Source organism: Microvirga calopogonii (assembly GCF_003347665.1).
GTDB lineage: Bacteria > Pseudomonadota > Alphaproteobacteria > Rhizobiales > Beijerinckiaceae > Microvirga > Microvirga calopogonii.
Window position 1 is genome coordinate 1 of the sequence record NZ_QDGA01000082.1, and the last position, 22,244, is coordinate 22,244.

Here is a 22,244-nt window from a genome sequence, read left to right on the forward strand (position 1 = left end):
CGGATCGGGCACGAGGAGGCGCTGATGCACCTCGTCTCGTGGCTGAGCCAGTTCCGGGAGGAGCGCAAGCCTATCGCCATCGGGCACCGGGTGGTTCATGGCGGCGAGGCGTTCTCCACTCCTGTGCTGGTCGATGACTCCGTCATTCAGAGGCTTGAGGCGCTCGTGCCGCTTGCACCCTTGCACCAGCCCCACAACCTGGAGCCGATCCGGATCGTGCGCCGCCGCCTGCCGGGGATGCCGCAGGTCGCCTGCTTCGATACCGCCTTCCACCAGACGCAAACGGACATTGCCACCCTGTTCGCCCTGCCGCGCGAGATGCGCGAGCGCGGCGTGCGGCGCTATGGCTTCCATGGCCTGTCCTACGACTACATCGCGTCGGTACTGAAGGACTACGACCCGCAACTCGCGAAGGGACGGGTGATCGTCGCGCATCTTGGTAATGGCGCGAGCCTGTGCGCCCTCAACGGCGGCGTCAGCGCTGCGACGACCATGGGCTTTTCTGCCCTCGACGGTCTGCCAATGGGGACGCGCTGCGGCGCTGTCGATGCCGGGGTGATCTTCTTCATGCTGCGGGAGATGAGGCTCAGCCCGGCGGAGGCCGAGAGCGTGCTGTACAAAAAGTCCGGGCTGCTTGGGGTTTCCGGCATCTCGAACGACATGCGGGTGCTGCGCTCTAAGGCGGCGAGCGATCCGAATGCCAGGCGCGCCATCGACCTGTTCGTGTACCGCATCACCCGAGAGATCGGCTCGCTCGTGGCGGCGCTGGGGGGGCTCGACGGGCTCGTCTTCACCGCGGGTATCGGCGAGAACGACGTGGCGACCCGCGCCGAGGTGATCGCCGGCCTCGGATGGGCCGGGCTCAACCTCGACGAGGCGGCCAACCGCAGTGGCGGCCCACGGATCTCCTCCGGGTCCGGACCCACCGCGTGGGTCATCCCCACCAACGAAGAGCTTGTGATCGCCCGACAGACGCGCAGCGTGCTCGGCGCGACACGGGCCAAACTTGCATCCTGACCACGGAGATTGATGCCATGGAAACCCTGAAGACAAAGCCGGACGAGTCCACCGCCCAGCAGGAGCTTGGGGATGAGACGTTCATGTCGGCGTCCGATCTGCGGAACTACATGACCGAGATGCAGATGGCGAAGGCCACCAAGTCCGTCGAGGGCATGGACCGCGCCGAGAAGGCGCGCCAGGATCTGATCAAGCGCCTGTCTCAGCCCCTCGACCTCACCCCTGAAGCATTGCGGGACATCCTCGTTCCACTCAAGTCCAAGTTGCGGGCTGCAGCAGAACGCGGACAGACCGAGTTGATGGTCATGCGCTTTCCCAATGCGCTGTGCTCGGACCATGGCCGGGCAATCAACAACTCGGATCCGAGTTGGCCCGAGACGCTCACCGGACGCCCGCGTCAGGCCTACGAATTGTGGCGCGACCAGCTCCGTTCCGCCGGCTTCAGGCTGAGCGCTTTAATTATCGAATGGCCGGGCGGTCTGCCGGGAGACGTCGGCTTCTTCCTCAAGTGGGGCGATACCAAGCAGTAAGCTTCTTCGGAAGCCGACATTTGATGGGATAAGAGCAATGCAAGATGTCGAAGCCAAGACCGAGAAGCGGGATGAGGGCGAACAGGATCGCCTGACGCAACTCGCCCGTTCGCAAGCGAAGGTCACGCAAGTCTATCACGAGCGGTGCTTGACGGCATACGAACGCTACTTCGATGCCGTGAAGGCCGCGGGCGAGCCGTTAAGGGACAGTTCGATACGCTCAGCACCGCCTTTAGATCTCTGGCGTGACGCCAGCGCCTACTGGCTCGACTTCACGCAGCGCTCGATCCTGTTCTGGGACACCCTGCGCCAGCGCGGCAACAGCTGGATCGAGCATGAGAAAGCCGGCAAGCCGCCGCTGCTGGCCTTCGAGTGGGAGATGGTCTCGGATGCCCGCACGTTCGAGCGGCCGGTGAACTACGCGCTCGCGCGCATCATCCCGCCGGAGGGCGTCAAGACCGATCCGGAGAGCAGACCCTTCGTCATCATCGATCCGCGGGCTGGCCATGGACCTGGTATCGGTGGCTTCAAGCAGGATTCAGAGGTGGGCGTGGCGCTCAAGGCGAGGCATCCGGTCTACTTCGTGATCTTCTTCCCCGAGCCAGTGCCGGGGCAGACCCTCGCGGATGTGTCCCGCGCCGAGGCCGAGTTCCTCCGCATGGTCGGGGAGCGCCATCCGAAGACCCGCAAGCCGGTCCTGATCGGCAACTGCCAGGGCGGTTGGGCCTCCATGCTCGTCGGCGCGCTCGAACCCGACCTCGTCGGTCCCATCGTGATCAATGGCGCGCCGATGTCCTACTGGGCTGGCAACGATGGCGAGAACCCGATGCGCTATGCCGGGGGCATCCTCGGCGGCACCTGGCCGGCGCTCTTCGCAAGCGATCTCGGGGCGGGCAAGTTCGACGGCGCATACCTTGTCGAGAACTTCGAGTATCTCAACCCGGCCAACACCTATTTCGACAAGTACTACACCCTCTTCTCCAGGATCGACACCGAGCCGGAACGCTTCCTCGAATTCGAGCGGTGGTGGGGCGGGCACTTCCTGATGGGCCGGGACGAGATCCGGTGGATCGTCGAGAACCTGTTCGTCGGCAATAACCTTGCAGATGGTGAGGCGGAGTGGTCCGAGGGGCGTGCCTTCGACCTTCGGGCGATCCAGTCGCCGATCATCCTGTTCGCGTCGCTGGGTGACAACATCACGCCGCCGCAGCAGGCGTTCAACTGGGTGGCCGATCTCTATCCAACCACGGAAGCCCTGAAAGCGAACGGGCAGGTCATCGTCGGCCTGATGCACAAGAGCGTCGGCCATCTCGGAATCTTCGTCTCGGGTGCTGTCGCCAAGCGCGAACACACGCAGATCACCGACCTCGTGGACTACATCGAGCACCTGCCGCCGGGCCTCTACGGCATGCAGATCGAGGAGCAGAAGGCGAATGGGAGCGTGCGCTACGACGTGATGCTGACCGAGCGTCGGGTCGAGGACCTTCAGGTTCTGCAGAAATATGGCCGTAAGGACGAGACGCCCTTCAGGGCGGTCGAGACCGCCTCCGAGGCGCTCGTCTCTGGCTACGAAACCTTTGTCCATCCTGCCGTTTCGGCCGTGGTGACCCCGACCGGCGCGGCGGTGCGGCGGGCGATGCATCCGCAACGGGCGCAGCGCTGGGCGGTCTCGGACCTCAACCCGTTCCTGTGGCCGCTCAAGGGCATGGCCGACATGGCCAAGGCGAACCGGGCTCCGCGGGATAATGACGGTCCGATGGCCATGATGGAACGCTGGACGGCCGCCATGACCTCCGCTTCGTTGGATCTGTATCGCGACCTGCGTGATGCGACGGTCGAGAACACGTTCTTCCGCACCTATGGCCCGGCCGGCATCGGCATGGCCGTCGAGGAGCGGGCAGCCGTCCCGGAGGAGCCCATCGATGTCCGGGATACCCCTCTCGTGAAGGAGGCGCTGTCGCATATCGAGGAGGGGGATCGGACCAAGGGCATCGTCCGGGCGGCGCTGCTGCTGATGAAGGCCGGCACCGGCCGGCGGCGACTCTCGGCCATGAAGCGGGCGCGGGACCTCGTCGGCCATGAGATTGGTCTGATCGACATGTCAGCGGAGGCCGCGCGCGAGATCATCCGCGAGCAATCTTACATTGTCGACTTCGAGCCGGTGAAGGCGCTCCTGGCGCTGCCAAAGCTCCTGCGCACGTCCGCGGACCGGCGCAGGCTGCTCGATCTGCTCGACCGGGTCGAAGGCCGGATCGAGGCCAACGACAAGCAGATCGCCCTGCTGGCGGAGATCAGGCGCCTCCTCGCCGAAGATGGTGCTGACCGCGCAGCGAAAGGCGAGCCGATCACAGTGACACTGGCGGAGGACCGCACCGGAGTCCGCCCCGAGAGGGTGGCAAGCCCGGGCTCTCCCCGTCGGCCGCGTGACCATCGACGCACGAGGGCAAGCTCATGAACGATCAACCGACCGAACTGACCAAAACCGCGATCCAATCGAAGATCCTGCACGGCAAGCGGGCACTGATCATCGGCATCGCCAACGAGCATTCGATTGCCTATGGCTGCGCCCGGATCTTCCGCCAGCTCGGAGCCGACCTCGCGGTCACCTACCTCAACGAGAAGGCTCGGCCTTATGTCGAGCCTCTGGCCAAGGAGCTCGGGGCCTCGGTCTTCGTACCCTGTGACGTGGCACAGAGCGGCCAGCTCGAAGCGGTGTTCGATCAGATCCGCGAGACCTGGGGCAGCCTCGACATCGCGCTTCACTCCATCGCCTTCGCGCCGAAGGAGGATCTGCAGGGCCGGCTCCTCGATAGCTCGGCCGAAGGCTTCAAGGTGGCGATCGACATCTCCTGCCACTCCTTCATCCGCATGGCCCGGCTCGCCGAGCCGTTGATGCCCGAGGGCGGAACGCTCCTGGCAATGAGCTATCACGGTGCCAACAAGGTGGTGCCGAACTACAACCTCATGGGGCCCGTGAAGGCGGCTCTGGAGAGCGCCGTGCGCTACCTGGCCTTTGAGCTAGGCGACAAGCACATCCGGGTGCATGCCGTGTCTCCCGGACCCCTGAAAACCCGCGCGGCATCCGGTCTGAAGGACTTCGACGTGCTTCTCACCGAGGCCATCGAGCGGGCGCCCATCGGCGAGCTGGTCGACATCGACGATGTGGGACTCACGGCCGCCTACCTGACCACGCCGTTCGCCCGGCGGCTCACCGGGACGACGACCTATGTCGATGGCGGGCTCAGCATCATGGCGTGAGGTTGGGCCCCCGTGAGTGTCCGATCAACAGGAGGTCGCGATGACTTCCAATTCCTTGCACCTGAATTGGCGGATCAGCGTCGGTGCCGCCACCCTTTTTCTGGCAGGCGCCGTCTGGGCCCAGGCGCCGGATCAGCAGCCCGTGTCCCATGATCGGCCGATGCTCCGTCAGCCGACGCCTTCGTCCGTTCAGCAGCAGGAAGACGGGCAGGGCGCCGCGGAGAAGCGCGAGACGGAGGCCGACAAGAAGCTGCGTGAGATGGATCGCCGTCTTGCTCGCACCCTGCGCAGCGTCTGCAGCGGATGTGAGCGGTAATCCGACGGGGGAGAGCCATGGACGTATCCGCATCAGCAAAACCCGCTGCCCAGCCGTTCGCGTCCGGGATGCTCAAGGGCCGGGTGGCCGTCATGACCGGCTCGACCAGTGGCATCGGCCTCGGGATCGCCGCAGCCCTCGCGGCGCAAGGCGCCGACGTGCTGTTGAACGGGTTCGGCGACCCGACAGAAATCGACAGGCTCCGCTCGTCACTGGCCGACGCACATGGCGTGCGGCTGTCCTACAGCGCCGCCGACATGGCGAAGCCGGAGGAGATCGACGGGATGATCCCGCAGGCCGCGAACGACCTCGGCAGCGTCGACATCCTCGTCAACAACGCCGGCATCCAGCACACGGCGCTGGTCCGGGAGGTCCCGCTGGAGCGCTGGAACGCGATCCTCGCCATCAACCTCACGGCGGCCTTCTGCGCGATCCGGGCCGTCCTGCCGCGCATGGAGAGCCGCGGCTGGGGCCGGGTCATCAACATCGCCTCGACGCACGGGCTTGTCGCGTCGACGCACAAGGCCGCCTATGTAGCGGCTAAGCACGGCGTGCTGGGGCTGACCAAGGTGGTCGCGCTCGAAATGGCAACCACCGGCGTCACCTGCAATGCTATCTGTCCTGGCTGGGTGCTGACGCCCCTGGTGCAGAAGCAGATCGACGACATCGCCGCGCGGGAGGGCATCAGCGGGGATGCCGCGCGGGCGAGGCTGCTTGGCGAGAAGCAGCCCTCGCTCGAATTCGCCACCCCGGAGCAGATCGGGGCACTGGCCGCCTTCCTCTGCTCCGACGCCGCGGCGCATATCCGCGGCGCCGCCTTGGCAGTCGACGGCGGCTGGACCGCCCAATGAGGAGGTCAGGATGAAGACGATTACTCTTCCAGACGCGGTCGCGATGATCCCCGCAGGGGCCACCCTGATGGTCGGCGGCTTCATGGGCGTCGGGACCCCCGAGCCGGTGGTCGATGAGATCGTGCGGCAGCACAAGGGTGACCTGACGGTCATCGCCAACGACACCGCGGCGCCGGGCATCGGCATCGGCAAGCTGATCACCGCCAAACTCCTGCGCCGGGTGATTGTGAGCCACATCGGCCTCAATCCCGAGACGCAGCAGCAGATGCTCGCAGGCGAGCTGCAGGTGGACCTCGTTCCGCAGGGCACCCTCGCCGAGCGCATCCGCGCCGGCGGCTTCGGCCTCGGCGGCATCCTGACCGCGACGGGTGTCGGCACCATCGCGGCGGAAGGCAAGCAGACGGTGGCCGTGGATGGCCGCGACTACCTGCTGGAGCCTGCCCTGCGGGCGGACTTCGCGCTCGTGCATGCCTTCATCGCCGACTACCTGGGCAACCTCCAGTACGCCCTCACGGCGCGCAACTTCAACCCGCTGATGGCCATGGCCGCAGAGACCGTCGTGGTCCAGGCGGAGAACATTGTGCCGGTGGGCGTCATCGCGCCGGATCATGTCATGACGCCCGCTCCGGTCGTCGACTACCTCATCGCGAAGGGCTGACACCATGGACGCGCAATCCCTCATCGCTAAACGCATCGCGCAGGAGCTGCGCGACGGGATGCTGGTCAACCTCGGCATCGGCATTCCAACCCTCGTGGCCAACTTCGTCCCCAAGGGGATGCATGTCTTCTTCCAGTCCGAGAACGGCCTCATCGGCACCGGGCCGGTAGCCGATCCCGGCATGGCGCTGCCGTGGCTGACCGACGCGGGCGGAAAACCCGTGACCGCGCTGCCGGGGGCGTCGACGTTCGACAGCGCCATGTCCTTCGGCCTGATCCGGGGCGGCCATCTCGACCTCACGGTGCTGGGCGGCCTGCAGGTCGACCGGCATGGACGCCTTGCGAACTGGATGGTGCCGGGCAAGATGGTGCCCGGCATGGGTGGCGCGATGGACCTGGTGGCCGGCGCCAAGCGCGTCATCGTCGCCATGCAGCACACCGCCAAGGGCCGTCCGAAGATCGTCCGGGAGTGCTCATTGCCGCTCACGTCGGACCGGCCGGTGGATCTCGTCGTCACCGAGCTCGCGGTGATCGGCTTCCCCGGTGGTCGAGCGACGCTGCTGGAGACGATGGAGGGGGTCACGGTCGAGGAGGTCGCCAACGCCACCGAAGCCGAACTCGCAATTCCCGCAGGACTATCCGAAACGAGGCCTTCGAAGGTCAGATCCGGTGACATCGCCCCGCCTTCGCTGGGAGAGGCCATATGACCGCATCACTGAAACCCGCCACCCAGCACGATTTGCCCGCGTCCATCACCGCGCCCGGCGAAACCGAGGTTCTCATGACAGTCATGGCGGCGTTCCTGGTTCTCGCCGTGCCGGGCGTCTGCCTGCTGTTCCTGCGCATCCACGTACCTGCTGTTCCCAATCCAGACGCTCGTGCTCGGCAGTCACTGACATCGTGACGATCAAGCCGCCGGTGCCCGTACCCGATGGCGCTTGAACGGGACGACCGCAGCACAGGCAGTAGTGAGTAGAGGCGACGGCATTGCAGGCGAAAGACTACTCGGCCACGGAGACCCTGCGAAGCGGGCTCGCGATAGAAATCCGCGCCCTCAGGCCGGAGGACCGGGCCGGGCTGCTCGCTGCCGTCGGCCGCACCAGCGACCAGTCCCTCTACCGGCGCTTCTTCGCCTTCAAACGCAGCTTCACGGACCAGGAAATCGACTTCTACCTCAATGTCGATTTCGCAGGCCACGTCGCCCTGGTCGCGCTGCTGGACGAGGAGGGCCGGCCGGTGATCGTCGGCGGGTGCCGCTACATCGTGGTGCAACCAGGCCAGGCCGAAGTCGCCTTCGCCGTGGACGATGCCCACCAGGGACAGGGCGTCGGCACCGCCCTGATGCGCCACCTCGCAGCCATCGCCCGCAGCGGCGGGCTCAAGGAACTGATCGCTGACGTCCTGCCTGGGAACACGGCCATGCTGAAGATCTTCAGGGCGAGCGGACTTGGCATCAAGGCCGAGCGGGAGCCGGAGGCCACCCATCTCGTTCTTGACCTGTCGTGACCCGGGCAACCAGTCTGGAGAGCGGGGTCGATAGGAGGCGGCGTACTCAATCTTGCGGTTCCGTTCCGCCGGAACGATCGATGGTGACACTCCTGAGACGTAAGCGTTTGGTCCGCTTCGATGATCAAGAACCGACGTTTATTGAGCTACCGGCATGAATGTCTGACCCAACTCAGATCTTCTATAGTGACGCGGAGCTCGGGTGTGGGAGATGGCTGGATCGCAGGCAAAATCCCGATCGGAGCGGTTCCGTGCTAGACTTGGGCGACGGCATGGCCGCGGTTCGATGTTCGATCCATGCGGGCTCGGCAAGTGCCCCGGCCATCAGCGCATCGACCAACTCGGTTGGCTGCCATGAAGAGGATCGGCCTCGCACTGTCCGGCGGCGGGTTTCGGGCCACCCTGTATCATCTCGGCCTGGTTCGCTTCCTCCACGATGCCGGAATTCTGCCGCACGTGAGCATCATCACGGCGGTGTCCGGCGGGAGCATCATCGCCGCCCATCTCGGCCTCAACTGGAGCCGCTACAACGGCTCGGCCCGTGAGTTCGATGCGGCGGCGTCCGAGTTGCTGGCGTTCACGCGCCTCGACGTGCGCAATCGGATCCTGCGGCGCTACCCGTTGGCTCTCCCCATACGCGGGGCGCGCCGTCTGGCGGGGCTGTCGGACCGTAAGCTGACGCGTCCGGGACTCCTGGAGCAGCACTACGAAAAGTACCTTTATGGCGACACCAGCCTGTTTCAGTTGCCGGAAAGCCCGAGCCTGCACCTCCTCGCCACCAATCTCAGCGAGGGGAGCCTGTGCTCGTTCAACCGCGATGGATTGTGGATTATCCGTCGCGGCGAGAAACAGGCCTTGCGGATCGACCGGATCCCCATCGGTCTTGCCACGGTGCCGATGGCCGTCGCCGCCTCGTCCGCCTTTCCCGGCTTTTTTCCGCCGACCGTGCTGACCGGAGCCGATGTCGGCGCAACGGTCGGTGAGTTCGGCCGGCAAGCCTACACCGACGGCGGTGTCTTCGATAACCTCGGCGTCCGCATGTTTCACTGCCTCGCGCAGGCCTTGGCCGCGGACCAGCTTCCGTGGGACGGCATTCTGGTCAGTGACGCGGGCAGGCCGTTCGAAGTCCAGAGCAGCATCCAGACCAGCGGACTCGTGCGGACCGCCATACGGGCCAGCGACATCCTGATGGACCGGGTCTGGCAACTGGAGACCGAAACCTTCAGGGAGACGCCCGGCTTCGCCTTTGCCCGCATTACCGAGGTCATCGATCCGGAACAGGATCGAGCCGCGTTGCATCCGGAGGTGCAACGGCAGTTGCCGACCGTTCGGACCGACCTGGATCGGTTTTCGCCAATCGAGATCAGCGCTCTGATGCGGCATGGCTACTGTGTCGGCCGTGAGACAACCCGGCGGCACCCGGACCTGTTCGGGGCTGCACTGCCGGACACGCCTGCCCCCGAGCCGACGTTCGAGACATGCGCCACGACGCGGGCCACCGCGAACGGGTCGATGATCCTATCGCCTGGGCATGACCGGAAGGCGCGTAAGTTCCTCGCGTTGTCGGCACGTCGCATTCGGAATGTATTGCTGGATTGGCGCGAGCGGATGGCACGAGCCGCGAAGACCGTGATCGCAACGACTGGAGCAGGCCTTGTTCCGCTGCGGCGTGGGCCGACGGCGGTCACCCGAACGGCACGCACGCTGCATGGTTCGGCGGGGCGCCGCATCTGGAGTACCTTGCTGGATTATCGCGATTGGGTCTCCTACGTCTATATTCCGATCCTGATCCCGATGCTTGTCCTGGCGCCGTACTTCGTGATCCAAGCTTACGAGCGAGCGCATCGGCTCAACCAGATCGTCCAGTCGCTGGCCCAGGAAAACCGGGATCTGCAACAAATGACCCTGCTCTTGGACGGGCCGGTAGCGCCCTTCGGCGGCGCCAGGGCCGAGGAACTCCGCCCGGATGACACGGCGGACCTGACGGGCTTCACCATCCTCCAGGACCTGCGCATCATCGACCTGCGGCATTGGGGTATGGAAGCCGACGGCAGCAAAGACCCCGGCTCCAGCATCTATGGCTATCGACGGCTGAAGGTCCGCAAGGAACCGGAGAGCACGAGCAACACCTTTCGCATCAGCGTTCTGGCCATCAGCCCCGACACGCAGGTCCGGTTTCCCCCGCAGCAATTGAAGCCGGAGTTGTATTCCAGAGGGCTGGCCGGTCCCGGGCCGGACGAGAGTCTGCGCCACTGGGAGGTCGGGGCCGACTTCGGGAAAGTGCCGGCAGGCGAGACCGCCGACCTCATCTACGAGCATCGCTCGCCGGGACTGTTCCTGCGCACCGGGATCGCATCGACGTCACTGACGTTCGACATCGAGGCCGATACCGTCGAGATGGATGCGTGGTTGCTGCTGCCGCGCGGCAGGGAGTACCGGACGTTCCAGTTGATCCGATATCCGACGGCAGGGCGCCAGCCGGTCGAGAGCGTGACGCCTGTCACCGAATTCCGGTCCAATGACTTCACGATCCTCGCCTTCAGGCTGCTGGCGCTGAAGGCCGGGTATAGCTACGATCTCACCTGGTTCTATCGGTAGGTGCGCTGGCGACAGGTGCGACCGCTTTGCGCTCGGCCATCCTGCACGCATCGTGTCTCAAAAAGGCAAGCCTTCGTCCCAAGCAATCAAGCTAGCCGATCGCTGCGGAAGTATAATCAGGGCGATGGGCTAGACGTCAGCGAGCACCGGGACGGTAGCTGGCGGCCAACGGTGCGTTCGGACGCAGTCCTGTTGCCGGAGGCAACAAGCCATGGGCGATTCCTTCCTGAACTATCTGGCGCTGGGCATCCTCTTCTTCGTGGCGATCACGCTGTTCTACGGCATCATCGCCATTCACGACATTCCCTACCGCATCGCCGAGTCGCGCCACCACCCACATCAGGACGCCATTCACGCGGCCGGGTGGGTGAGCCTGTTCATGCTTCACGCCCTGTGGCCCTTCCTGTGGATCTGGGCTATGGCCTACCGCCCTGAACGGGGATGGGGATTCAAGGCGACCCCGGCGGGCGAGCCGGGCCAAACCGAATTGACAGCGGAGGTCGCCGAGTTGCGCCGGCGCGTTACGCAGCTTGAGGCGCAAGCCAAGCCAGACAACATGCCAAGTGCGAAGGCGCCGATCAGTCCCAAACCGTGGCAACGGCGGACCTGCAACAGGACGTGGGAGCCGGCTGATGGAACTGCTGCTCATTCTCATTTACGTTGCGATCTGCGTGGCAGTGTTCAAGCTGTTCCGTATCCCCGTGAACCAGTGGACCCTGTCGACCGCGGCCCTCGGCGGCATCATCGGCATCTTCTTCCTGCTGCTGTTCATGAACTACAACCATCCGTTCACGTCTACCGCCCGCATCTATTTCGCGGTCACGCCGATCCTGCCGGGCGTCAAGGGACGGGTCGTCGAGGTTCCGGTCACCCCGAACGTCAAGCTGAAGGAGGGCGACGTTCTCTTTCGCCTCGATCCGGAGCCCTACCAGTACGTCGTCGATGAGAAGAAGGCATCGCTGGCGGAAGCCGAGCAGAACGTGAAGCAGCTCAAGGCCGCTTTCGACCAAGCCAAAGCAGGGGCCGATCGGGCGCAGTCGCAATTCGAGCTGGCGCAGCAGAACTACGATCGCCAGAACGAGCTGTTCCAGAAGCAGGTCGTCGCGCGAGCCACCCTCGATACGTACGAGCGCAACCTCGAGACGTCACGGCAGAGCATGCTCGGCGCGCGGGCCGAGCAGGAGCGGGCATCCCTTGCCTACTCGTCCGAGATCGGCGGCGTCAACACCACGGTGGCGCAGCTCCAGGCGGAGTTGCGCGATGCCGAATTCGACCTAGCCCAGACGACCGTGCGGGCACCGACCGATGGCTTCGCCACCCAGGTCGCGCTGCGTCCCGGGATGTATGTCGTCCCGGCACCGCTCCGGCCGGCGATCGTGTTCGTCAATGCGGGGCCCCACGACCAACTGCTCGCGGCGGCGTTCCAGCAGAACTCGTTGCAGCGGGTCCATCCCGGCGACACGGCCGAGGTTGCCTTCGCGGCCGTGCCGGGACGGGTCTTCAGGGCCAAGGTCGGCCAGGTCCTTGACGTGATCGCGGCGGGCCAGTTCCAGGCCACGGGCGTGCTCCAGGACTTCGCATCGACGACGCTCAACGACCGGGCCGTCGCGGAAATCGATCTGGTGGACGACATCTCCGCATACCAGATCCCGCTCGGCTCCGCCGCGGAGGTCGCAATCCTGACGGAGCACGCGGAGCACCTGGCGCTGTTGCGGCGCATCCTGCTGCGCATACGGAGTTGGGAGAACTACATCTTCTTCGAGGGCCACTAGCCGAGCCGAGCTCTCCCGGTGGGCCGATCATGACCTCTGGCATTGAGCCGCGCTGGCACGTCGCGCTCACGGTCCTCGTCCTGCTGGGCTTGAACGCGGTGCTGCCCGAGCACCATCGGGCCGCGCCCTTCTGGGTGTCCGTGGCCGCCGTGACGATCGCATGCCTTGCCATGGCTGGCGTCACCTGGGCCGTGGACAAGCCACGCTGGCTCCGGATCGAGACCATCATCATGAGGATCATCACGATCAGTGCCCTGGCCGCGCAGGTGGCGTCGTTGGCGACCGTGATCCATCAGATCGTCGGCGGTGCCGCGCGGCCCTCCGGCCTCACCCTCCTGGCCTCCGGTCTCAACGTTTGGACCAGCATCGTGCTCGCCTTTGCCGTGCTGTTCTGGCAACTCGACCGCGGCGGGCCCGCAGGCCGGATGGAGGATCCGGGCCGCCAGGCCGACTGGCTCTTCCCGGAGGCCGCCAATCCCGAGGCAGTGCGTCCTGGGTGGCAGCCGATGTTCGTCGACTACCTGTTCCTCAGCTTCTCGACCGCAACGGCGTTCAGCACCACCGATGCCGCGCCGCTCACGTCACGGGCGAAGCTGCTGATGATGCTGGAATCCGCGATTGCCCTCACCACGCTGGTCGTCGTCGCTTCCCGCGCGATCAACGCCTTGGGTGCATAAGGCGGTATCGAAACACGTTTGGGTCCGAAGGATCACGACCTGGGATAGGAATGTGGATGGATGGGATCAATGGCCGGGATGCAAGGCGTCGTTCAGGTAGATGCAGGTCAGGACCGTGAAGACGTAGGCCTGCAAGCTCGCAACGAGGAACTCGAACGCGGTCAGCGCGACCGTCATGAACAGGGGCAGGGGAGCCAGCAAGGCGAAGCCCAAGCCGGCCGCGCCGAGCGACACCACGAAGCCGCCGAACACCTTCAAGGCGATGTGCCCGCCGAGCATGTTGGCGAAGAGACGCAGGCTCAACGAGATCGGACGGGCCAGGAAGGAGATCACCTCGATGATGACGACGACCGGCAGCAGCCATTTGGGCACGCCCGAAGGAACGAAAATCCCAAGGAAATGCACGCCGTGCTTCATAGTGCCGTAGACCACCACCGTCCCGATCACCAGTATCGCCAGCGCAAAGGTGACGATGACTTGGCTGGTGACGGTGAAGAAGCCGGGGATCAGCCCGAGCAGGTTGCATGTCAGCACGAACATGAAGAGCGAGAACACGAAGGGGAAGAACCTCATGCCCTCCTGTCCTGCTGTGTCCCGGACGGTGTGTTCGACAAACTCGTGCAGGACCTCCGCCACGGACTGTCCGCGACCGGGGATGACGGCGCGCTTGCGCGTCGCCAGCATCAGGCCGCCCACGATGACTGCTACCGCGGTTATCATGAAGAGGGCCGCATTGGTGACGGCGAAATGCTGTCCAAGAGGAATGATGGGCTTGACGACGAACTGCTCCATGGGGCTCGCCATGGCCGCGTCTCCTGTCGGCAGGGTTCTCAAGAATACTCCCCGAAGCCATAAGCGTAAAGGCAGTACGCTGGCAGGTCCGCTGATCGGACATGGTCGATGATCAGCAAGCTGGAGGAGTCCTCACCGCCACGGCGCGGCAGGCCCAAACTGTGAAGCCGGTGGCCAAAACGATCAAGCGATGAATGCGCGGTGCGCTATGCTCGCAACCACGAACAGCCGATTCCCGCAGGCATTGCATGCAGGCTCTCCAAGTTCGTCGGAAGAGGCGGCATGGTCGTGTTGGTGACTGTTTGTGAATTCCATGAGCCGTACGCCATGGAAGCTGTTGGGGTATCGCACTCCATGATCGGCCCATCCAGGCGCTGACATCATGACGAGGGAGGAATGTCATGGCCACGATGCTGTTCGAACTGATTTCTCCGGAACGGGTGATGTTCTCCGGCGAGGTGCGGGCGGTGATGCTGCCGGCGACTGAGGGCGACATGACCGTCATGCCCGGCCACGAACCGACCATGGTGATGCTCAATCCCGGCATCATCGCAGTGACCGACACCCAGGGACATGGCCACCGTGCCTTCGTCCGTGGCGGCTTCGTCGAGATCACCGGCAGCGGTGTCTCAGTTCTGGCCGAGCGAGCTCTGCCGCCCGAGGAACTCACGCGCGACCGTCTCGACGAGGAGATCCTGCGCTTGGAGACCATGCGCGAGGCCATGGGGAACGATCGAGCGCGGCGGGAAGCAGATTTTGCCATCAGCCGCCTCGAGCAGGTCAAAACGACACTCTCCTTCTAAGGAATGGGAAGCCGACGATGAGGGCTTGATCGTCTCAATTTGAGTGGTGGAGGCACCCTCACGGCGAGCACGCCAAGCCGGCAGAACTGCATCAAGTCCGGGACGCAAAAGCGCTGAGGGGCGATGGCCGCTCACCTGGAGCATCACCAAGTGCTCGAGCGCACCTGGGTGACAGCGGTCGCCATCAGCTCAGCCATCTTCTCGCGGATCTGATCACCGGACTGGTTAACGCCGTTGGCCTCGAAATCGGCCCGCAACTTCTCGACCAAGCCTTCGTCGACCACTCGCGCCACTAGGCTGCTGCTGATCTCGTTGACATAGGAGTCAGCCTTCTCACCCCTAAGGCCAAGTTGGGTGGCCGCCCACTGGCCCAGCAGCTTGTTGCGCCGTGCCAGCGCCCTGAACCGCGCCTCCTCATCATGGACGAACGCTTGCTCGAAGGCCCGCTCGCGATCTTGGAAAAGCGTCATGGGGGTCTCCTGTCCGCGGCGACAACCCGATGCCGAGAATGCCATTATACACGAAACTGGCATTCGCTCGACAGCGGCTATAGCGCGAGGTCGTCGCCTCGCCGTCGGGTACCGGACGGAAATCCGCCGTCACTGCAATGGCCTTAATTTATGATTTAGATCAACGCGATTTGGCCGAGATGTGATATATTCATGTTCGCCTCTGGAGGGTCATTATGGCCCAGCTCGGCGGCCCTCCAGTCAAGCACTCGTCTGCGTGCAGGTCAGATCCTTTGGCGCCGCTTCTTCGGTATCGGGAACATCAAGCTGCGGCTCACGCAGCCGGTTGACATCGCCGATGACGACCGCTGCCCTGCTAGAGTGCTCCATGTGCCTTCGTGCCCAGCTTCCGACTGCGCAGGCGATCATCTCAGCCAAACAGGAGGAGATCATGTGCGAGATCAGGGCGAAGACGGCCATCTTGGTTGCAGCCTCCGCGTTGCTGTGTGCGATCCCCGTTTCGATCGAGAAATCCGATAGCCTGGGCATCAGGGTGACAGCCGACACGGCTCAAGCTCGCATCGGCCATCCCGCGACGCCGGGAAGTGTGGCCGGCGTGGCCCGCCGGAATGCCCGCCGCGGAGGCTATTACGGCTACTATCGTCCCGGCGTCGCCGCAGGCGCGCTCGCGACCGGGGCCATCGCGGCAGGCGCGGGATCCTATTATGGTTATGGATACGGCAATCCAGGGACTTACCGCTACGGATATCCCGCGAATTACGGCTATGGATACAACTACCCTGGGTCCTACGGCTACAGGTATCCCGCGAATTACGGCTACGGATACAACTACCCTGCGAACTATGGCTATAGGTATCCTGCGACCTACGGCTACGGATATGGCAATTCCGCCAGCAATCCGTGCCTGCATCAACAACGGGTCTGGACCGGCTACAACTATCAATGGCAGTGGGTCCGCACCTGCTGAGGCGCAAAGGCAAGCACGCCGCAACCTGCCGGTCGGCGACGCATGATCCGATCGGCCGCGTTTCGACATAGGCCACCGATCGCGATGGGGGGCGCCCGGGGTATCTTGCATACCCGCTCGCACGGGACCTTAGGAAGTATCCCGGCAGCGCCTGCGCCCATGGCGCGGTGACGGTGCCCTCGTGTGGATACACAGGCGATCTCGTCCGAAGACCGCCCCGCCGAATGACGCCGCGATAGTTGACGGGCGCGACGATCCGATCCCGCTTGACGCGCAGCGGTCTCAGGTTGATCTTAACCTGAGACCGGGATGACGATCTCGATGATATCGGACCGGAGCGATCCCAATGTGGGCCTGCCGCCAACGGATCTGTTACCGCGCTCCGTCGTCAGCATCCGTCGCAGATGCCCCGCTCAACAAGACTGTCAATCTGGCGATCCATGCGCTCCATCTCGCCGTCGGCGACCGTGTCGATCGACGAGAAGTCATTCCGCGGCTCCACGAAAACTTCTCGTTCGAGCTCACGCTGGGACGGGATCTTGATTTCCCTGGAGGTCGTCGACGAGCCGGTTCTGTGCTGAGACCAGGCTGGTGCCGCGGCAATCAGGATGCCAAGTGTCAGTGGGATGAAAGCAGCCTTCATGGCATGACTCCCTCAAAGGCTTGAATTGGGTGCGTCTGTATCCTCCTTTCAGGCGCGGCCAATGAAACCATATCGGCAAGCGACTTGCTTGACCGATCAGGACAGTGGCAGAACATTGTGCGACATCATCCCTCCATAATGTGAGCCTCGATGCCCAGCCGAGGCGGAGCGACGTCAACAGGCTGGTGGGATCGCCGAGCGCTAACGAGGACCGTCGTTGGGAGGTGACAAGTCTTCCGAGGAGGAGGCGGCGTGCGACCGCTTCTTGTCCCACGACAGTCCCGATCGAGCGAAGGCGCAGACATAAAGAGGCCAACAAGGATCGATAGGATGACCAGGCTGGCAAGCTGGTGTCCCGGACGGTCCAGCTCTCTTGGTCATGGGTTCCTGGGCTTGCTCCCGCGACACCAGCTTTCCTGACCAAGCCTGGGTTCCCGCGCCGCATCCATTCCAGGTCGCTTGAGGCGTGGGGAGGTTTGCAGGACGGCGTGAGTGTGCGTCTGAGTTGAAGCTAGTTTGGTTCTCAACTGGAGAAGCATCATGACCCGATTGCCTGTTCTGGCGATGGCGGCGTTCAGCCTCTTCGCCTCCCCCTTGCTCCTGATCGCGACGACGTCCCCGGCGGCCGCCCAGCATGACGATTGGAGCACCGACGGATCCGACCTCAGCGACGGGAGCCTGCGGGACCTGCTGCGGGACTGGATCCAGGAACGCAGTGACCGCCGCGACATGCTCATGGATTTGCTCCAGGAGCGCCGGGACCAGCGTGACATGCTCCTGGACCTGCTTCAGGAGCGCCGGGATCGTCGCAGCGAACTCGCGGATCTCCTGCGGGATCATCCGGGCCTGCGGGAGCGTCTGCGCGAACGGCTGGCCTCGCGATCAGACGACGAGGACGGCGGCCTGAGGGAGCGTCTCCGCGAACGATTGGCTTCGCGATCGGACGACGAGGGTGATGACGGCGGTCTGCGGGAGCGCCTGCGCGAGCGCTTGGCCTCCCGATGGGATGACGCGGATCACGGTGGCGGCTTGCGCGGCCGCCTGCGGGAACGCCTAGCCGCGCGCATGGATGGCGGCGGCTGCTACTTCCTTACCCGCAGCCTGCGGGCCCAGGACGGCAGCCTCCTGGTCCTGGTGCGCCGGCGCGTCTGCCGCGACTGATCCGCCGCGACGCTAAACTCAGAGGAGAAGCGATATGAGAAGAGCGTTTGTTGCGGCAGCCGGGCTGATGCTGATCGCCTGGCCTGCCTTCGGCCAGAGCTCGGACGATGCCGACGACCGCGGCTCGTCCTACAGTCGGCAGGATCGCGATATCGATGATCTCCTGCGCGGGCTCGACGGAGGCGGAATGAGACGGGGAGGCCCCATACGCGGCGCCGGTTTTCTGCTGCGCGCCGGGGACGCGACCCTCGCCGTGCGGTGTGATCCGCGCGACTCCATGAGGGCCTGCGTCGAGGCGGCTACGACGTTGCTGGAGCGGGCTCACGCGGGAATGCCGTCAGCCAGTGGTCCGGGCGGGGCAGCTCCCGGTACGCCTCCGTCCAGATCGCCTTGATCGAGTTGATGCAGCGCCGGCCCAACCCGGCGCTGCATGCGCGAATGCTGCTGCTGCTACCTACGTCAGCCATGGGGCACCGAGCCCCTGGGGCGGCATTTGATTCAGGCACGGTAGTGTTCCTGCCCATTGGAGAACGTGAAGGGCCGTCATCTGAAGACGCATGCGAACGCCGCGACGCTGTGGCGCCTCTCCCGCCACGTCGATCGTTGTTGCTCTGCGGCCCACGTCACGGCCATCCAACACATTTGATCAGCGTTCAAAGCATTGTGCCGTAACGAATATCCCGGCGGGATCCTGGAGATTACCGACATCCTTAGCTTGCTTTATGGCTGTGGCGAGTGCGGTGGTAATCGGCCCGAGTTCACGCAAGTAGGCGTCACGTGCCGTCTGGCATGCGTTGGTGGTGTTAAAATCAACACTATGAACGACAGGTGCGAAGTGAACCTGTGAAGGGGGGCCGTACATCATGATTGTTATCAGCAGGACCGACATCACACCTGACCTCCATTAGCCTCGCAAACCGACCTGTCAGGCTCCTGATCATCGAACAAGGTAGTTCATCATCGCGTTCGCCGGAGGGAGCTAGTGGACAGCAATCTCTCCCTTGCGCACGGCAGCCTTGAGGGCGGCATGATCGCGTTCGGTTTGATCGGCATAGGAAAGCGAGAAGGCGCCGATGGCCTCGTCGAAGGCTTCGCTCGAGCCGAGATAGCCGCTGATCACCGCAGCGTCGCCGGTCCTGGCGTGAGCGCGGGCGAGGACCCAGCCACAGGCCTTGGCGTAGTTCATAAGCAGCTCCTGATCCATGGTCTCGACCAGCGGCTTGATCTTGGCGTCCCGCAGGTGCCGCACATAGAACTGCGCGCGAGAGGCTTCAACCGTCACCCATCCCAGGAAGATGTCGGACGCCGGCTGCATCAGGCGTTGGCCCGTCACGATGCGCTGGCCGTGGTGAGCATAGGCGCTCGCTCCGGCATACGGCTCCAGGACGGATGCGGCCGCCTCCTTGAATTGCAGGAAAAGAGGGTCGTTCGAGGCCGACATCATCAGTGTGATCCAGCAACGGCGACCAACGCTGCCGACGCCGACGACCTTGATCGCCGCGTCGACGACACGGTAGCGGTCGAGCAGGACGCGCCGATCATCGGCAATGGACTCCCTGTAGCCCACAAGGGCCTGATCGACGACATGGTGGAACTCGGGCGTCCTGGCGACATCCGGATGATAGATCAGCGGGGGGGCATCGTGAATTCCAACCCGCCCTGCGACGACGTCGGTCAATTTCGGGAAATCCACCTCCGACCCAATCTGCCGCGCAGCCTTGTCGATCCTCCTGCGGGCCCGGTCCCGGTCCCGTGCGGGCTCCATGGCCAGAATGTCCTCCGCGGTGACCCGTGCGTGCCAGACATCGAGAGGGGACATTTTCGAGAATTCCGCCAGCCGCTTCCGATAGCTGCGCGTGCATGCGACGGACGCCTCGCGGGCAGTCCTGTCGGACATCCCGTTGGAACGCGCCGCCAGGACAAACGACGCCGCGAGCCGCTTCACGTCCCACTCCCATGGAGCAGGCAGGGTCTCGTCGAAGTCGTTGATGTCGAAGAGGATGTTGCGCTCCGGCGTGGCAAAGCCACCAAAGTTCATCAGATGGCAATCGCCACAGGCCTGGACCCGAATGCCTGTCGCCGGAGATCCGGCCAGGTCGGCCGCCATCACCACGGCGGCCCCCCGGTAGAAATTCAGGGGCGATTGCACCATGCGCTCGTATCGAATGGGCAGGAGCTCCGGAATGCGACCGGCATCGGCCGCTCTCAGGAGATCGATCGGATCGGGACGCTTGCCATTCTTGTCCCACTTCCGGTGTTCCGCGCGAGGGACGCGCTGGCGGAGGGCTCGGCCAGCCTGCGTGCATTCACCCAACGACGACACCCGGTTGCGGCGGCCGTCTGTCACTTCATTCGAACTGTCATGGTCTCGCAGCGGCTGTTGCCGGTGCAATCCTCGACCCGAAACCATCTCGCTCGATCGAACCGACACGCTCAACCACCTCCCGTTCCGGTCAGGATCCGCGACATAGCCGGCCAAACTCCACCATGCCTAGAGGAGGCCAGAAGGTCACGATAAGCCGACGCCCTTTGACCTCATCCCACCCTGCTCTTATTGACGGAGTGGGCATGGAAAGATCCTTGTTGCCAGGCGCGCACGCCGTCCGTGATGCGCTCGTAGAAATTCGCGTCGCCGACAAGGGCCTCGATGCCCGCCGATCTGAGTCTGTCCCGCACCGGATCGCGCACGCGGGCGAACGCGATGGTAATGCCCCGACCCTGCAAATATCGGATGAAGTTCAAGAGCTCGTCACAGGCACTCGTATCGATGAAGTTTATCGACTCGGCATTGAACAGGACATGGGTCGCAGGCGGACTACTTGCGGCCAGGGCCCTCTTCAAGCCCGCGACGGCATAGCCGATGCTTGCGAAGAACAGATCTCCCCCCGGTCGCCAGATCAGGAGGCCCGGGAACGTCATCGCGTCGCGACGTACGTTGACGTCGCGATAGGCTTCCGTCCCCGGCAACTGGCCGAGCACTGCAACGCGGGGATGGCTCGCGCGGTAAATGAGGAGGAGCAGTGCGAGAACGACCCCGAGGGCGATGCCCTGAAGAACCCCCAGCGTCAGCTCCGCCAGGATGACAATCACGGCCAGGAGAAATTCCCAGCGGTTCCGGTCGTACAGAGCCCGCAGATACTCAGGTTTTGAGAGGTGAAGCATCGCCGCGATCACGATCGCCGCGAGTGCCGGGTGGGGCAGACCGCGAAACAGCGGCGTGAGCAGGATCAGGGTCAGGAAGCACAGGGCAGCAGCGACGAGGTTGGCGATCTGGGTGCGCGCGCCGGCGGCCATCGCCACCGAGGTTTTGGAGAGACTGCCGACGACCAGGAAGCCGCCGAAGAGGCCGCTCGAGACATTGGCGATGCCATGCGCGATCAACTCCTGGTTCGGATCGATAGCGCCCCCGTCCTGCATGGCTGCTGCCTTGGCGGCGCCGAGGGCCTCGGCGTAGCCGACCAGCACGATGGCAAGGGCACCTGGTGCGAGGGCCACGAGGGTGTCCGGGCTCAAGTCAGGCATCGTGAGGTGAGGGAGGCCGGATGGGAGAGGCCCCACCACGCTGATCCCGGCCGCCTCGCCGCCGACAAGGCCGACGAGGATCGTGGCGGCCACCGCAACCACCAGCGCAGCCGGCAGCTTCGGGGCGACATGGCGGAGCAACAGCATGGCGGCGAGGCTGAGCAGGCCTGTTGCCACCGGAGCCGGCGATGCTTCCCACAGGTGCTGCAAGACGAACCAGAGCTTCGTCACGAAGTTGCCGGAGGTGCCGGCGATGCCGAGCAGGTGCGGCACCTGTCCGATGATCGTGACACAGACGAGCCCCTCGATGAAACCGCGCATGACAGGGGTCGGAATGAAGGCCGCGACCCAGCCCATGCGCAGGGCGCCGAAGGCGAGAAAGAAGGCTCCGATCAGGACGGCCAGCGTGCTCGTCAGGAGGTTGTAGTCCGGCGTCCCCTGGGCCACGAGCGCGCCGACCGTCAGTGCCGAGATCAGGCCCGTGGCCGTGTCCGGACCGATGACGAGCGAGCGCGAGGAGCCGAACAGCGCGTAGATCACAAGGGGAGGGACGATGGTGTAGAGGCCCATGATGGGCGGCACGCCGACGATGCTGGAATAGGCCATGCCTTCCGGCACCATCACGGCCCAGACGGCCAGACCGGCCAGAATGTCGGTCACGAGCCAGTCACGCCGATACGCAGGCAGCCATTCCATGATGGGCA

At 64.5% G+C, this 22,244-nt stretch carries 25 protein-coding genes and 1 pseudogene; 18 read left to right on the forward strand and 8 right to left on the reverse strand.

Going from position 1 to position 22,244, the window contains the following annotated elements; all coding sequences use genetic code 11:
* The 11 genes from DDF70_RS28720 to DDF70_RS28770 form a co-directional block, all read left to right on the forward strand.
* The coding region (locus DDF70_RS28720; RefSeq protein ID WP_114947958.1) for an acetate/propionate family kinase at positions 1-1,017 on the forward strand (1,017 nt) is incomplete at its 5' end.
* A 17-nt stretch (positions 1,018-1,034) separates the two neighbouring features.
* Positions 1,035-1,547: a hypothetical protein gene (locus tag DDF70_RS28725; RefSeq protein WP_114948132.1), complete on the forward strand. Its 513-nt coding sequence runs from the start codon at positions 1,035-1,037 to the stop codon at positions 1,545-1,547.
* 37 nt (positions 1,548-1,584) lie between these two features.
* The gene (locus DDF70_RS28730; protein WP_114948133.1) at positions 1,585-4,002 is read left to right on the forward strand and encodes a DUF3141 domain-containing protein; all 2,418 of its coding nucleotides are present in this window, start codon (positions 1,585-1,587) and stop codon (positions 4,000-4,002) included.
* Complete coding sequence (fabI, locus tag DDF70_RS28735; RefSeq protein ID WP_114948134.1) at positions 3,999-4,805, forward strand: enoyl-ACP reductase FabI; 807 nt, start codon at positions 3,999-4,001, stop codon at positions 4,803-4,805. Before DDF70_RS28730 ends, fabI begins: the two co-directional genes overlap by 4 nt.
* Positions 4,806-4,845: 40 nt before the next feature.
* The gene (locus tag DDF70_RS28740) at positions 4,846-5,121 is read left to right on the forward strand and encodes a hypothetical protein (protein WP_114948135.1); all 276 of its coding nucleotides are present in this window, start codon (positions 4,846-4,848) and stop codon (positions 5,119-5,121) included.
* 17 nt (positions 5,122-5,138) lie between these two features.
* Positions 5,139-5,972 carry a 3-hydroxybutyrate dehydrogenase gene (locus DDF70_RS28745; RefSeq protein WP_281024400.1) on the forward strand — a complete coding sequence of 278 codons (834 nt, stop codon included), beginning with the start codon at positions 5,139-5,141 and terminating at the stop codon, positions 5,970-5,972.
* Positions 5,973-5,982: 10 nt separating this feature from the next.
* Positions 5,983-6,630 (forward strand): CoA transferase subunit A, encoded by a 648-nt coding sequence (locus tag DDF70_RS28750; protein ID WP_114948137.1) that lies wholly within the window; start codon positions 5,983-5,985, stop codon positions 6,628-6,630.
* 4 nt (positions 6,631-6,634) lie between these two features.
* Positions 6,635-7,336 carry a 3-oxoacid CoA-transferase subunit B gene (locus tag DDF70_RS28755; protein WP_245435679.1) on the forward strand — a complete coding sequence of 234 codons (702 nt, stop codon included), beginning with the start codon at positions 6,635-6,637 and terminating at the stop codon, positions 7,334-7,336.
* Positions 7,333-7,533: a hypothetical protein gene (locus DDF70_RS28760; RefSeq protein WP_114948138.1), complete on the forward strand. Its 201-nt coding sequence runs from the start codon at positions 7,333-7,335 to the stop codon at positions 7,531-7,533. Before DDF70_RS28755 ends, DDF70_RS28760 begins: the two co-directional genes overlap by 4 nt.
* Positions 7,534-7,616: 83 nt before the next feature.
* Entirely contained in the window at positions 7,617-8,135 is a 519-nt protein-coding gene (locus tag DDF70_RS28765) for a GNAT family N-acetyltransferase (RefSeq protein ID WP_114948139.1), read from the forward strand.
* 354 nt (positions 8,136-8,489) lie between these two features.
* The gene (locus tag DDF70_RS28770) at positions 8,490-10,733 is read left to right on the forward strand and encodes a patatin-like phospholipase family protein (RefSeq protein WP_162820747.1); all 2,244 of its coding nucleotides are present in this window, start codon (positions 8,490-8,492) and stop codon (positions 10,731-10,733) included.
* A gap of 136 nt (positions 10,734-10,869) precedes the next feature.
* On the opposite strand, the gene DDF70_RS38370 is transcribed toward DDF70_RS28770, so the two are convergent.
* Positions 10,870-11,121: a hypothetical protein gene (locus DDF70_RS38370; RefSeq protein ID WP_245435681.1), complete on the reverse strand. Its 252-nt coding sequence runs from the start codon at positions 11,119-11,121 to the stop codon at positions 10,870-10,872.
* Here DDF70_RS38370 and DDF70_RS28775 point away from each other — a divergent pair.
* The 3 genes and pseudogenes from DDF70_RS28775 to DDF70_RS28785 form a co-directional block, all read left to right on the forward strand.
* Positions 11,017-11,274: pseudogene (locus tag DDF70_RS28775) on the forward strand (DUF3302 domain-containing protein); the annotation flags it as partial. The gene DDF70_RS38370 and the pseudogene DDF70_RS28775 overlap by 105 nt on opposite strands.
* A gap of 91 nt (positions 11,275-11,365) precedes the next feature.
* The gene (locus tag DDF70_RS28780; RefSeq protein WP_114948141.1) at positions 11,366-12,505 is read left to right on the forward strand and encodes an HlyD family secretion protein; all 1,140 of its coding nucleotides are present in this window, start codon (positions 11,366-11,368) and stop codon (positions 12,503-12,505) included.
* 29 nt (positions 12,506-12,534) lie between these two features.
* Positions 12,535-13,182: a hypothetical protein gene (locus DDF70_RS28785; RefSeq protein WP_114948142.1), complete on the forward strand. Its 648-nt coding sequence runs from the start codon at positions 12,535-12,537 to the stop codon at positions 13,180-13,182.
* Between the two features lie 66 nt (positions 13,183-13,248).
* On the opposite strand, the gene DDF70_RS28790 is transcribed toward DDF70_RS28785, so the two are convergent.
* Positions 13,249-13,986 (reverse strand): F0F1 ATP synthase subunit A, encoded by a 738-nt coding sequence (locus DDF70_RS28790; RefSeq protein WP_114948143.1) that lies wholly within the window; start codon positions 13,984-13,986, stop codon positions 13,249-13,251.
* Positions 13,987-14,375: 389 nt separating this feature from the next.
* Here DDF70_RS28790 and atpC point away from each other — a divergent pair, with 389 nt between their 5' ends.
* Complete coding sequence (atpC, locus tag DDF70_RS28795; protein WP_114948144.1) at positions 14,376-14,777, forward strand: ATP synthase F1 subunit epsilon; 402 nt, start codon at positions 14,376-14,378, stop codon at positions 14,775-14,777.
* Between the two features lie 143 nt (positions 14,778-14,920).
* Here atpC and DDF70_RS28800 read toward each other — a convergent pair whose 3' ends face one another.
* On the reverse strand, positions 14,921-15,247 hold the full coding sequence (locus tag DDF70_RS28800) for a DUF1476 domain-containing protein (protein WP_114948145.1): 327 nt from the start codon (positions 15,245-15,247) through the stop codon (positions 14,921-14,923).
* Between the two features lie 240 nt (positions 15,248-15,487).
* Positions 15,488-15,706, reverse strand: a complete 219-nt coding sequence (locus tag DDF70_RS37040) for a hypothetical protein (protein ID WP_162820748.1) — start codon at positions 15,704-15,706, stop codon at positions 15,488-15,490.
* On the opposite strand from DDF70_RS37040, the gene DDF70_RS37645 reads away from it, so the two are divergent.
* Complete coding sequence (locus tag DDF70_RS37645; RefSeq protein ID WP_205772498.1) at positions 15,678-16,214, forward strand: hypothetical protein; 537 nt, start codon at positions 15,678-15,680, stop codon at positions 16,212-16,214. The two genes, DDF70_RS37040 and DDF70_RS37645, sit on opposite strands and share 29 nt — an antisense overlap.
* Before the next feature lie 388 nt (positions 16,215-16,602).
* Here the strand turns inward: DDF70_RS37645 and DDF70_RS28810 are convergent, their stop codons facing one another.
* A complete protein-coding gene (locus DDF70_RS28810) occupies positions 16,603-16,857 on the reverse strand; it encodes a hypothetical protein (RefSeq protein WP_114948146.1) in 255 nt (84 codons plus the stop codon).
* A 540-nt stretch (positions 16,858-17,397) separates the two neighbouring features.
* Here DDF70_RS28810 and DDF70_RS28815 point away from each other — a divergent pair.
* Both DDF70_RS28815 and DDF70_RS28820 read left to right on the forward strand, forming a co-directional pair.
* Positions 17,398-18,018 (forward strand): hypothetical protein, encoded by a 621-nt coding sequence (locus tag DDF70_RS28815; protein ID WP_114948147.1) that lies wholly within the window; start codon positions 17,398-17,400, stop codon positions 18,016-18,018.
* Positions 18,019-18,052: 34 nt separating this feature from the next.
* On the forward strand, positions 18,053-18,412 hold the full coding sequence (locus DDF70_RS28820; protein ID WP_114948148.1) for a hypothetical protein: 360 nt from the start codon (positions 18,053-18,055) through the stop codon (positions 18,410-18,412).
* A 252-nt stretch (positions 18,413-18,664) separates the two neighbouring features.
* Here DDF70_RS28820 and DDF70_RS28825 read toward each other — a convergent pair whose 3' ends face one another.
* The 3 genes from DDF70_RS28825 to DDF70_RS28835 all read right to left on the reverse strand — a co-directional run.
* Positions 18,665-18,907: a hypothetical protein gene (locus DDF70_RS28825; protein ID WP_114948149.1), complete on the reverse strand. Its 243-nt coding sequence runs from the start codon at positions 18,905-18,907 to the stop codon at positions 18,665-18,667.
* Positions 18,908-18,997: 90 nt separating this feature from the next.
* Positions 18,998-20,365, reverse strand: coding sequence for a DUF2252 domain-containing protein (locus DDF70_RS28830; protein WP_245435680.1), 1,368 nt, complete (start codon positions 20,363-20,365; stop codon positions 18,998-19,000).
* A gap of 188 nt (positions 20,366-20,553) precedes the next feature.
* The coding region (locus tag DDF70_RS28835; RefSeq protein WP_162820749.1) for a SulP family inorganic anion transporter at positions 20,554-22,244 on the reverse strand (1,691 nt) is incomplete at its 5' end.